The 11,631-nt window shown below is 40.1% G+C and carries 11 protein-coding genes and 1 pseudogene; 7 read left to right on the top strand and 5 right to left on the bottom strand.

Going from position 1 to position 11,631, the window contains the following annotated elements:
• Positions 1–315 (bottom strand): annotated as a pseudogene (locus tag ENH88_RS10010) (hypothetical protein); the annotation flags it as partial.
• A gap of 78 nt (positions 316–393) precedes the next feature.
• Positions 394–1,017 (bottom strand): GTP cyclohydrolase II, encoded by a 624-nt coding sequence (locus ENH88_RS10005; RefSeq protein ID WP_304182121.1) that lies wholly within the window; start codon positions 1,015–1,017, stop codon positions 394–396.
• Between the two features lie 477 nt (positions 1,018–1,494).
• On the opposite strand from ENH88_RS10005, the gene yghU reads away from it, so the two are divergent.
• Together yghU and ENH88_RS09995 are read left to right on the top strand one after the other, a co-directional pair.
• Positions 1,495–2,334 (top strand): glutathione-dependent disulfide-bond oxidoreductase, encoded by an 840-nt coding sequence (gene yghU / locus ENH88_RS10000; RefSeq protein ID WP_304182120.1) that lies wholly within the window; start codon positions 1,495–1,497, stop codon positions 2,332–2,334.
• A 223-nt stretch (positions 2,335–2,557) separates the two neighbouring features.
• On the top strand, positions 2,558–2,941 hold the full coding sequence (locus ENH88_RS09995) for a hypothetical protein (protein ID WP_064666452.1): 384 nt from the start codon (positions 2,558–2,560) through the stop codon (positions 2,939–2,941).
• 35 nt (positions 2,942–2,976) lie between these two features.
• On the opposite strand, the gene ENH88_RS09990 is transcribed toward ENH88_RS09995, so the two are convergent.
• Positions 2,977–4,899, bottom strand: coding sequence for an alpha/beta hydrolase family protein (locus tag ENH88_RS09990; RefSeq protein WP_304182119.1), 1,923 nt, complete (start codon positions 4,897–4,899; stop codon positions 2,977–2,979).
• A 152-nt stretch (positions 4,900–5,051) separates the two neighbouring features.
• Here ENH88_RS09990 and ENH88_RS09985 point away from each other — a divergent pair, with 152 nt between their 5' ends.
• Positions 5,052–5,180, top strand: coding sequence for a hypothetical protein (locus ENH88_RS09985; protein ID WP_304182118.1), 129 nt, complete (start codon positions 5,052–5,054; stop codon positions 5,178–5,180).
• Between the two features lie 152 nt (positions 5,181–5,332).
• The gene (locus ENH88_RS09980; RefSeq protein ID WP_304182117.1) at positions 5,333–5,761 is read left to right on the top strand and encodes an OsmC family protein; all 429 of its coding nucleotides are present in this window, start codon (positions 5,333–5,335) and stop codon (positions 5,759–5,761) included.
• A 140-nt stretch (positions 5,762–5,901) separates the two neighbouring features.
• Here ENH88_RS09980 and ENH88_RS09975 read toward each other — a convergent pair whose 3' ends face one another.
• Positions 5,902–6,513, bottom strand: a complete 612-nt coding sequence (locus ENH88_RS09975) for a flavin reductase family protein (protein WP_304182123.1) — start codon at positions 6,511–6,513, stop codon at positions 5,902–5,904.
• Between the two features lie 92 nt (positions 6,514–6,605).
• On the opposite strand from ENH88_RS09975, the gene ENH88_RS09970 reads away from it, so the two are divergent.
• Positions 6,606–7,919 carry a DASH family cryptochrome gene (locus tag ENH88_RS09970; RefSeq protein WP_304182116.1) on the top strand — a complete coding sequence of 438 codons (1,314 nt, stop codon included), beginning with the start codon at positions 6,606–6,608 and terminating at the stop codon, positions 7,917–7,919.
• An 81-nt stretch (positions 7,920–8,000) separates the two neighbouring features.
• Here ENH88_RS09970 and fucP read toward each other — a convergent pair whose 3' ends face one another.
• Positions 8,001–9,305, bottom strand: coding sequence for an L-fucose:H+ symporter permease (gene fucP / locus ENH88_RS09965; RefSeq protein WP_304182115.1), 1,305 nt, complete (start codon positions 9,303–9,305; stop codon positions 8,001–8,003).
• A 226-nt stretch (positions 9,306–9,531) separates the two neighbouring features.
• Between fucP and ENH88_RS09960 the strand changes: the two genes are divergently transcribed.
• Both ENH88_RS09960 and ENH88_RS09955 read left to right on the top strand, forming a co-directional pair.
• On the top strand, positions 9,532–10,749 hold the full coding sequence (locus ENH88_RS09960) for an ROK family transcriptional regulator (RefSeq protein ID WP_349768654.1): 1,218 nt from the start codon (positions 9,532–9,534) through the stop codon (positions 10,747–10,749).
• A gap of 334 nt (positions 10,750–11,083) precedes the next feature.
• The coding region (locus ENH88_RS09955) for a PfkB family carbohydrate kinase (protein ID WP_304182114.1) at positions 11,084–11,631 on the top strand (548 nt) is incomplete at its 3' end.

The following is an 11,631-nucleotide window of genomic DNA, read 5'->3' as shown; positions in this document are numbered from 1 at the left end:
CATTTGATAGAGCGCTAAGCGCAGTAACCCCATACGGTTACCTTTATTGGTAAACGGTTTTAGGATATCGGCCAGCATAATTTTACCACCTTGCTGCTTGGTGATCACCGCTTGGTAAAAGCCGGCGGTTAAAAATGGTGTGGCTAAGGCAGCTATAATTTGTAAAAAAGGTAGAAATAGCGATAACAAACCAATAATACCGATAAATAAATGCATAAAAATAAAGGTAAAAGGCTGAGTTTTAAAAATAAGCCAGCCTGCTTTAAACCATTTCAGCCCAGCATCGGCCTTAAATACTCGTAATTCAATTGACATACTTGCTCTTAAATTAACAACAAAACACGCCGAGTATAACTCGGCGTTGGATCGGATTACATAGACGACGGCGTAAAATTAAGGTTTTTTAATCTTCTTTATATCTAACATATGTGCACCATGCTTAATTTTCGTCTCTAAGTATGCTTTGTTACCCGCTAAACCAGCTTTTAGATGTGCATGCGTGCCAATCACTGATACCACTTCGATACCTGCATCTTTTAACGCATTCAGCTTTTTAGGGTTGTTAGTCATAAGCTTCACATGAGCCAATCCCATCGCTTCGAGCATCAATACTGCGTCAGAAAAATCACGTAAGTCATCTGCAAAACCTAAATGATTGTTTGCTTCGTAGGTATTCATACCTTGCGACTGCAATACATAAGCATCAATTTTGTTATACAAACCGATACCACGCCCTTCTTGGCGTAAATAAAGTAAAATACCACCTTGTTGATGCATCATCTCAATGCATTCGTTAAGTTGTTCACCACAGTCACACCGTGATGAGTGAAAAACATCGCCGGTTAAACACTCTGAATGCATGCGAATAAGCGGCACAGATTGCTCACTGTCAGCATTATTAAATACTAAAGCAACGTGCTCTTGGCCATCTTTTAAACCGCTAAATGACACGATCTCTGCGGGAATATCACTGTTTTTGCCAACATTAAGCTGGACTCTAGCTCTTACTTGCGCCACGACAAATCCAAATATTAAAAAGTAATGCGATACTAAAATGTGATGTTATCACAAAAATGATTTGCATTGAAAATAATACAACATCGCAATGAGTAGTAACTATATTGAGGCAGTTACTAGCAATTCAAGCATTATACCTCAGTTTAGCGCTGGGCAGAATCGGCAATACAGCGCTGCGCGACAAAAACAAATTTTTCGTTGATATTCTGAATCAGCGACACGGATCCGTTAGTATTTATTTCGCTAAAATAATAAGGAGCATTATAAAAACTAGCTATTTACTACTCTGTTTTGCTGTTGCTTATCTGGGTTACAGCCTCACCGATGGCTCAGCAATTAAAAACCAATTGCCAAGCCATGTTTATTGATTGTGCCATTAGTATGAATTGAAATTTAACTTTACTTCCCTTGCCCTTAATGATCAACTAGGATGGATTGTTCGTAATAACATCTATATCCAACGATTGAGGAGTTTTGATGAGTAACAGCGAAAACTATACCCCACCAGCCGTGTGGCAGTGGGATGCAGAAAATGGCGGTGAATGGGCTAAAACAAACCGGCCAATTGCCGGCGCAACTCACCCTCAAGAGCTGCCAGTTGGCGAACATGCTTTACAGCTATATTCTTTAGCAACGCCGAATGGCCAAAAAGTCACAATCATGCTTGAAGAGCTATTAGAGCTTGGCATTACTGCAGCCGAGTATGACGCATTTTTAATTAAAATTGGTGATGGCGACCAGTTTGGCTCAGGCTTTGTAGGCGTTAATCCTAACTCAAAAATTCCAGCATTGATGGATCACAGTACTAACCCAGTTACGCGCGTGTTTGAGTCGGGTGCCATTTTACAGTACTTAGCTGAAAAGTTTGCAGCTCTAGTGCCAAGCGATCACACCAGTAAAACTGAATGCCGTAACTGGTTATTTTGGCAAATGGGTTCTGCTCCGTATTTAGGCGGTGGCTTTGGTCATTTTTATGCTTACGCCCCTTATAAAATGCAATACCCTATTGACCGTTTCACCATGGAAGTGAAGCGTCAACTAGATGTATTAAATCGCCATTTAAGCGACCATGACTATATGGCAGGCAGTGAGTATTCAATAGCGGATATTGCGATTTGGCCTTGGTATGGCTCACTGGTACTTGGGGATATTTATGATGCAGCAGAATTTTTAGATGTTGAGTCTTACACTCATGTAATGCGCTGGGCTAAGCAGATTGCGCGTCGCCCTGCGGTTAAACGCGGCCGTCGTGTAAATCGTACTTGGGGACCAGAACACGAGCAATTAGCTGAACGCCATAGTAAAAACGACTTTTAGTCACTAAACATAAAAACGCGGCGAGTATAACTAACCGCGTTTTTATTTGTCTCACTAAAAATACTCATATTTAAGCTTTATCAATAACACCTTGAAGCAAAGTCTATAAGCCTCTTCGCACCTTCAATCTTTGCTGTAAAAACAGCATTATAAAAATGTACTAAGACGGTGCATTTTCACACAAACTTAAGTTATCATATTGTTTTAAAGCAAAGGACTACCCATGAAAAAATTAATTATTTTAGCAGCGACTATCGCTGCATTATCAGGTTGCAGTACTTTGGTGCAGATGCGTAATTTTGATGAAAATTTAGTGCCACAAAATGCAAATACAACACATACACAAGAAAGTGTTGGGGAAGCAATTTTACTCGCTTGTAAACAACTTACTTGGAAATGCCGCATACAAGAAACAGGTAAAATACTAGGGGTGTTAGATATTCGTAAACATCAGCTCCGCGTTAATATTAACTATAATGCAGCGCAGTATGACATTGATTATAAAGACTCGATAAACCTAGATTACAACGGTGAAAAAATACATCGCCAATATGTAAATTGGGTAACAAACTTAACCCGTCATATTGATTCAGAATTAGCGAATTAATAATTAAGGCGACCTTTTGGTCGCCTTATTGCTTATTACTCTTTTAAGTGTTTATCAAAAAAATCTAAAAACGCTTGTAAGGTTTGGATCCGATAAGGTTGATACGACAAATAGTGATCGCCATCTTCAAGTTCAATGTAAGTTACATCTTTATCCTCATCATCTAACTCGTCTTCCATTTCACGGCTATGGTAAACAGGCACTATGTTGTCATCACTGCCATGCACAAGTAATACTGGGCGGTTTATTTGTTTGGCATAATTAACCGGCGAGCTTTTTGCTAATACTTCGTCATCTGTACCAAACTGCTTTCTAACAATTTCTTTATTGGTAAAGAACCGCGCTTGCCCTACTAAGTGCTCTAAATCACTGACACCAGCAAAGCTTGCTGCGCATTTAAAGGTTTCTGGGTGTTTTACCACCGCCATTAATGCTGCATAACCACCATAGCTTGCGCCACCAATGCAAATTTTATCTTTGTCTGCGATACCTTGCTCTACAAGCCATAGTGCGCCGTCTTGCAAATCATCTTGCATAGCTTGGCCAAACCCCTGTACCGACTGCATTAAAAAATCATAGCCATAGCCACTCGAACCACGAAAGTTAGGTTGTAATACGGCATAACCATGATAGGCCAACAACGCAGTCCAGTAATCAAAGTTGCTGTAATCACGCGCCATTGGCCCACCGTGCGGGAATATAATGGTCGGCAGTTTATCGCCTTTTTTATAGCCAACCGGCAAAGTTAAATAACCTTCAATGGCTAAACCATCACGTGCTTTAAAACTAATGTGCTCTTTGCCGCGGTAAATTGTTTCGTCAATGTCAGGATAAGCTGTGGCAAAAACGGACAGCTCATTGTTTTGCCGATCACCGAGCAAGTAAGTCCCTGAAGTTGAATCCGAACTCATAAACAACACATATTTTTGCTGATCATCACTGGTATTTAAAATATCGACTGAAAATTCTTCTGCGGGTAATACATTACGAATAGCGGTTTGTAAGGCAGCTAAATCAGCATCCCAATATTGCACCCCATCAGGTAACTGTGAATGAGTAAATCCAGCAACTTCACCGGTTTTTGGTGAGTAAAAAATATCACCATCAACATCATATTTATCATCGCTGTAAATTAATTCACGTTTTTTAGTGGTTAAATCAAACTTAAACAACGCGTCTCGGCCATTATGAATCGCTTTGATATAAATAAAGTTAGGGTCTTTATCAAAGCCTAAAATAGCAACACTTTTATCGCTAAACGCACTGTATGCAAATAATGTTTCCCAATCACCTGACTGCTGATGCAAAAGTTCATAACTAAACTTATCATCATCCATTTTCTGGGCAATACGCACATTACCTTGGCGATCAGCTATCCAGTCGACCACACTGCTTCGTGCGCGTTGCACTTTCTTTTTGCGCTGATTATTTAAATCAAGTTCATAAACAGCAGGCATATTTGCCACATCGTAGTCGGCCTGGATCAAGACGGTATCTTTTTTGTGTGGTAAAAAGCTAAGCAGTTGATCTTCAAATTGGGGTTGACGTTCATCACGGCCATAATCTGGTTTTGTTGCTATCTTAATTGATTCATTATTTTTGATGTTGTAGCTATACAGACGTGTCGATGCATATTTAATTCCACCGCGTTGGCGTTTAATATACCGAGCGCCTAGTAGTAATACGTCATCGTTTGCCCAGTTATACCAATCAAAAAAGATAGTATGGTCATCAGATTTTAAAATAGACTTAAAACTGGCGTCTTTGGTGTTGTATACCATTAGCACCAATTCACCTTTTACGTTTCTAACAAAGGCGAGATTTTCACCATTTGGAGAGAGCTGTAAGCGGCTAAATGACTTAAGTGAGGCAAATGATTCAATCGGTAATTTTGTAGCGGATATTGCACTAAAACAAACACTGAACATTACACATAATATAAGCAGTTTAAATTTCATAGAAAATTCCATTTTTATTTTTGCAACTATCTTAAAAGCAAATAGCTGTTTTTGCTAGTCGTTCGTTTCAACAGAATGATTTGGCCGCTTAAAATGAATTTATCAATCTTCTTTATATGCGGTATGCATCACTTGTAATTAAAGGAACTACGATGAAAAACGTATTACGGTTCAACTCCACACTTAACGGTGAACAAATTACTGATGTCGATTTAATTTTAGCTAAGCCAGCGGTCAGTGATGGCCGCTTGTTAATTAGCCATGTCGCTTTCATTTATTAGCCATTCTTATCATCAGTGGACCGTGTAACTCAACATTCAATACTTTTGTAAACTTGGTGCTTATGTTGCAACAGTCTCTGTAAACCGCCCATTTCGCTATGCAAAGGTGAAATCTTTTCACAGTTAGCGAAATTATTACAAAGGAGATGAACATGACGATTAAGAAATCAGCACTATCACATTGGTCTGGCGATATAAAGTCTGGTAAAGGCCAAATAAACACCGAAAGTGGCGCTTTAAAAAGCCAACCTTATGGCTTTAATACGCGCTTTGCAGATAAGCAAGGTACCAACCCTGAAGAACTTATTGCTGCTGCGCACAGTGCATGTTTTAGCATGGCACTGTCTGTTGCACTAACAGAAGCAGATTATGTTGCCGATGATATCACCACCAGCGCGGTGGTCAGTTTAGATAAAGTAGATGATGGCTTTGAAGTGAGCCATATTGCGCTGCATGTTGAAGCAAAGATCTCAGGCATTGCTGAGCCAGAGTTTAATAAGCTGTGTGAGCAAACAAAACAAGGTTGCCCAATCTCAAAATTAATGAATGCAGAGATCTCGCTGTCTACGGTACTAAATTAAAGCCTCAAAATTTAACAACGTTAAGCCAAGTAACCATTACTTGGCTTATTTTTAGCAAAGATTTCGCCGCTATTGCAGGCTATTTATTTGCATCGCTATGGATGGCAGATACGCCATAGCTAGAAAACTTAAGTCAAAGTTCAAAGTTCAGGCCGAGCTAAACTAAACAATGCTTGTGTAGTCGCAAAATCATTGCCGCCCATTTTACCAACCGTGTTTAATAAAGCGGAGTCGATATAACCATCAACAAGTACGCTGTCATCAATATAAACCCCTACAATATCGAGTAACATCATTTTACCACCGGCCGGTTGTGCAGAAATTGTGATCACTTCACGTAATCTGCATTCATAACGCACTTTAGCTGCTGCTACACTCAACGGTTTTACCAATTTACTAGCCGTTGCTGCGATACCAACAGCTGCAAATTCGCTCACCTGAGATGGGAAATTGGCACAGCTTTGATTCATTTGCTCCACCAGCTCGTGGCTAACTACGTTAATAACGCACTCTTGTGTGGCCAGTAAATTGTTTAAGGTATCTTTGTTTTTATTATCGGAAGGGTTTACCTGAGTCACACTCAATACAGGTGGATTAACACTGGCCACGGTAAAGAATGAATACGGTGCAATATTCGCCACGCCGTCAGCGCTTAACGTACTTATCCACGCGATAGGCCTTGGCGTGATCCCACCAACCAATTTACTGTATGCCCCTTTTTGCTCGTCAGGATCGGTTAAATCAAAATACATCATCACCTCATTAAATTTAAACTCATTAAACTAAACGCCTTGTCACTTTGTTACGTATTAAAAACAAAATAAATAAAAAACGCTTTAAAACTATGACACACTCTTTGTACTGGTTTACCAACGATTTACGACTAAGCGATAACGCACTAATCACATTGGCTGCAAAGCAAGATACCGCACTTAGCTTGGTATATTGTGTTGACCCTCAGTGGTTTAAAAACAACCGCCATGATTGCCAAGCAATGGGACTACATCGCTGGCAGTTTTTAGTGCAATCTTTACAACAGCTAAACAATACCCTGAAAGACTATGGCCAACATTTAGTGATCTACCATCAAGCAGCCGCTGAAGTGATTGCTCATTATTATCACCACCACAACGTGCGTACTCTGTATTGCAGTGAACAAATTGGTTACGATGAGCGACAAACGCTACTTGATGTAGCGAAAAATCATGGTGATCTTGTTATTAAACAAGCCAATACATTTACCTTATATGACAACCAGCAACTTCCTTTTGCTGTTAATGAATTGCCAACAACATTTAGTCAATTCAGAAAGCTAATAGAGCAAACAGCGCCCGTTATAAATTCGCTTTTAGATCCTCCAGAGTACATAGCCAGACCTTTGCTTGCTGCAATGCCCTGGCCAACCACATTGCCTAATGTCAGTAAAGAACGAGCGTTATTCGCAGGTGGTGAACAAAGTGCTACTAAGCACCTCGTTAATTACTTTGCAAGTGCGAGTCCGTCTACCTACAAAGAAACTCGCAACGCTTTAGCAGGTTATGAAAACTCAAGCAAATTTTCTCCTTGGCTTGCTAATGGCTGCATTAGTGCCCGGCAAATAGTTAATGCTTTGCGTAATTATGAGCGCATACACGGCGCAAACGACTCAACATACTGGATTTATTTTGAATTACTATGGCGTGAATACTTTCAACTATACAGCCTGTGTTATGGCAATAAGCTATTTTCTTTTGCTGGAATTACCAAGCGTAAGCCACTAACCAGTTTTTACCCACAGCGATTTAAACAATGGTGTACAGGCACAACACCGTACCCCATTGTCAATGCGTGTATGAAACAACTGAATCAAACCGGCTATATGTCAAACCGTGGCCGGCAATTAGTCGCCAGCTGCTTAGTAAACGAGCTCAAGCTAGATTGGCGCTTTGGCGCTGCTTATTTTGAGCAACAACTGATTGATTACGACGTCGCATCTAATTGGGGAAATTGGCAGTACCTCGCGGGTGTTGGCGCGGATCCTCGCTCGGGTAGGCATTTCAATTTAGTAAAGCAAACCCAAACCTACGATGCTAATAATGAATTTATTAATTACTGGCAAGGTGATGAGGTACACGCCATAGACTCGTTAGATGCCGCAGATTGGCCGTTAAGCAGTTAATAATGCTTAAAGAATAGCGGTGGTGAGAACAAAAGTGGTGGCACACAAAACCGAGCCATTAAGACTCGGTTTTGTACCATTTTAGCAAGGTGCAACATTATTAAATGTTCTAATTTTTGTTTTTAAATCAAACGCCGCATAGCCAGCCACAATAATAAAGCAGCCTGCTGGCACAATATAAGAAAAAGCGACACTATAGGTATCGATAAACACCGCCTGCAACACAGGAACTATCGCGCCACCTAAAATAGCCATTACCAAACCGGCAGCACCTAACTTTGCATCATCGCCTAAACCATGTAATGAAATTGCGTAAATAGTGGGAAACATTAACGATAAACAAGCCGATATACTCACTAACGCCCAAACGCCACTTATAGTTGGCATTTGCACCATATATAAACACAACAACGTTGCAACAATAGAGGTTGCCATTAAAAGTTTAGCCGGGCGAATAAATCCCATAAGCCAAGTCATTACGAACCGAGAAACTAAAAAGGTGAGCATACTGTATTGTAAAAACGTTCCACCGGTCACTTCGTTTGTATCAAGTGCTTCCATAACGTATTGAATGGTAAACGTCCATACACAAGTTTGTGCCGCAACATTAAAAAACTGCGCAATAACGCCAAAGCGGTAATGGGTGTTTTTAAATAAACGCTTAAACGTTGCACGAAAATCGACATGCTTAGATACCTTTTTTTGCTTACAAAAGTTAGCTGTTTTAGTAAACGCAATTGCTAACCAAATAAGCACCAGCACGCAAGCCATACCAACATATGGCACCATAACCGCATCAAGCTCAGCGCTTATAACGCTAGTTAATTGCTCGCTACTCATCTTAGCGCGCTCGTCTGACGTTGCGATATTAAGGCTTGGTAAAATAAGGGTTGCAGCTAAAAACACACCAATATTAGTACCAACAGGGTTAAACGATTGCGCTAAGTTTAATCTGCGAGTGGCACTTTGTTGACTGCCCATCCCCATCACATAGGGGTTTGCTGACGTTTCTAAAATAGATAGACCACCGGCTAACACAAACAAAGCCGCTAAAAAAAAGCCATAAGTCATTGCTTGGCTGGCTGGGTAAAACATAAATGCTCCCATTGCAGCCATACCCAAACCGGTTAACACACCCGTTTTATAGGAAAAGCGTTTATTGATATACGCAGCCGGGATAGCTAAGCAAAAATAAGCACCATAGTAACTAAACTGTACCAGTGCAGATTGCACTGACGACATAGTAAAAATTTTACTAAACACTTTTACTAGCGGATCAGTCATATTTGCCGCCGCCCCCCATGCAGCAAAGCATAGAACGAGCAAAATAAAGGGAACCACCATCTCCTTGGAGACAAGAGGTGTTTTTTGTGTGTGTGTGGCCATTGTCGTGTCTCAGTTGTTAACTTTGAGTAAAGCATTTAAACAGGTAAATACCACCTCGTCAATAAATCAACTATAGTTACTTATTATTTATCAGCTAATTTAATTGTACTCTATCGAAAATTTAATAATAAAAATGAGCCTAGTAATAAAGCCAACACAGTCGCCAATTACACACGCTCGGTGTACAATTAATCAAGTTATTCAAGATAATAACAACTAGGCAGGAATAATTATCAAAGCTAAAAACCCTCGACTCGCCTCACAAGAAGGCCGAAGCCAATCCGGTCTGCGTGCCCATAATGAACGTCGAATTATGTCATTAATTCGTCAACATGGTAGTGCGCCAAAAGCTGAGATAGCACAAAAAACGGGCCTTTCTGCACAAGCCGTTACTGTTATTATCAATAGCTTAGAAGCCGAATCGTTACTAATAAGAAAAGCACCGCAACGTGGTCGAGTTGGCCAACCGACGATCCCATTTGCGTTAAATCCAGATGGTGCATTTGGAGTTGGCTTAAAAGTAGGTCGACGCAGTTTTGATTTAACACTGATTGATTTGGTTGGAAATATACGCGCAACCTTGCACGAAAACTGCGCCTACCCGACCGTAAATAGTCTACTGACCTTTTTAAAAAAAGGGATCAACGTACTTAAAATGAGCTTAAGCGATGAACTAGCTGAGCGTATTTTGGGCGTTGGCGTTGCCACTCCTTATGAAATTTGGCACTGGACTGAAGAAGCCGGTGCTCCAAAAAAAGTAATGGAAGAGTGGAAATCTTTTGATTTTAAACAAGAAATAAATAAAATTGTGCCCCTTCCGGTATATGTATGTAATGATGATACCGCAGCATGTTCAGCAGAATTAAGCTTTGGTAACCCCGCTCGCTTTAGCGATTTTTTATATATTTTTATCGGCACCTTTATCGGTGGTGGAGTCGTTATAAACGAAACCTTGTTTACCGGTAAAAAAGGTAATGCGGGGGCTATAGGCTCACTTCCTAGGCCAAAGCTTAATAGTGAAGGCCAACTAACATCGCAACAACTGATCATGCAATCGTCACTGTATATTCTCGAAAAAATGCTCAAAGATGATGGTTACAACACCGACATACTATGGGGTTCAAAGGAATACTGGGGAGACTTAGGCCCAGTACTCGATAAATGGATAGACCAAGTTGCAGATGGTCTGGCCTACACGGCATTGTGTTCGCTGGCTATTTTTGATTTTGAAGCGATTGTGATTGACGGTGCAATTCCTATCAACGTCAGAGAAAAAATAGTTGCCGCAACAAAGTGTAAATTAAGCCAAGCCGATCACCGTGGTATTAATCGCTGTGAGGTAAAAAGTGGCTCTATTGGTGCTAAAGCTCAGTCAGTGGGTTGCGCTAACCTCCCGTTACTTATCAATTTTTCTCAAGATAATACGAGTATTTCACACAACTAATAAGTTTTAAATTTAACAAGCAGCCGTAATAACTATGGCTGCTTTTTTATTTTTTAAATGTAAGGTAAAAAAATATCTCTTCAACAATCACAAAAATTGTACAAAAAATAATAAATAATAATAGTTGATTTATTATTTTAAGTTCTCTACATTCAATTTACAAATTTGATAACACTGGTGAGATGGGTTGATTCTAAAAGGTACAAAAGATACATAAAGCGACGTATTTTTTGACACCAAAATCAATAACCGTCTTGGTGGTCAAGGCTTAGATTTAACCAAGGGTATCGTTTAAACGCGGCGATACCCTGACAATTTTTATAGGAATAACGTAATGGAAGTAGTTGCAATTGGTGAAGCCTTAATTGATTTACTCTCAAATGATTGTATAGATAAAACAATATTAAGCAGCGAGCTAGGATTCACTCAATTTGCAGGAGGTGCGCCCGCAAATGTCGCTGTCGCCGTTGCAAAGTTAGGCGGTTTGAGCTCATTGCTTGGTAAGGTCGGCGATGATCCGTTTGGTCATTTTTTGATAAAGGCACTCGCTACCCATAATGTTAAAACATCACATGTGAGTTTTTCTAAAAAAGGGAAAACTGCATTAGCCTTTGTCTCATTAGATGAAAGCGGTGAACGTACATTTGATTTTTATGATAAAGACGCCGCGCATTATGATTTGCAGATCACCGATTTAACCGCCTCTTTATTTACAGCCCCTAAAATAGTGAGCTTTTGCTCAGGTTCTTTAGCTAAAGCTAACGTATTAAATACCACGTTACATGCGCTAAAACACTTTAGAGAAGCAAACTCGGTTACATGCTTTGATATTAACTTTCGACCGGCCTTTTGGGATGAACCACTTACAGCCCCATCCATTAT

The organism is Pseudoalteromonas prydzensis (assembly GCF_011050055.1).
Classification (GTDB): Bacteria; Pseudomonadota; Gammaproteobacteria; order Enterobacterales; family Alteromonadaceae; genus Pseudoalteromonas; species Pseudoalteromonas prydzensis_A.
This window is presented reverse-complemented; position numbering and strand designations above follow the sequence as displayed.

Excerpts from the sequence above, each read along its gene's own strand:
- ENH88_RS09990 (WP_304182119.1), bottom strand. The coding sequence starts at position 4,899 with ATGAAATTTAAACTGCTTATATTATGTGTAATGTTCAGTGTTTGTTTT.
- ENH88_RS09975 (WP_304182123.1), bottom strand. The coding sequence starts at position 6,513 with ATGTATTTTGATTTAACCGATCCTGACGAGCAAAAAGGGGCATACAGT.
- fucP (WP_304182115.1), bottom strand. The coding sequence starts at position 9,305 with ATGGCCACACACACACAAAAAACACCTCTTGTCTCCAAGGAGATGGTG.
- ENH88_RS09995 (WP_064666452.1), top strand. The coding sequence starts at position 2,558 with ATGAAAAAATTAATTATTTTAGCAGCGACTATCGCTGCATTATCAGGT.
- ENH88_RS09970 (WP_304182116.1), top strand. The coding sequence starts at position 6,606 with ATGACACACTCTTTGTACTGGTTTACCAACGATTTACGACTAAGCGAT.
- ENH88_RS09980 (WP_304182117.1), top strand. The coding sequence starts at position 5,333 with ATGACGATTAAGAAATCAGCACTATCACATTGGTCTGGCGATATAAAG.
- yghU (WP_304182120.1), top strand. The coding sequence starts at position 1,495 with ATGAGTAACAGCGAAAACTATACCCCACCAGCCGTGTGGCAGTGGGAT.
- ENH88_RS09985 (WP_304182118.1), top strand. The coding sequence starts at position 5,052 with ATGAAAAACGTATTACGGTTCAACTCCACACTTAACGGTGAACAAATT.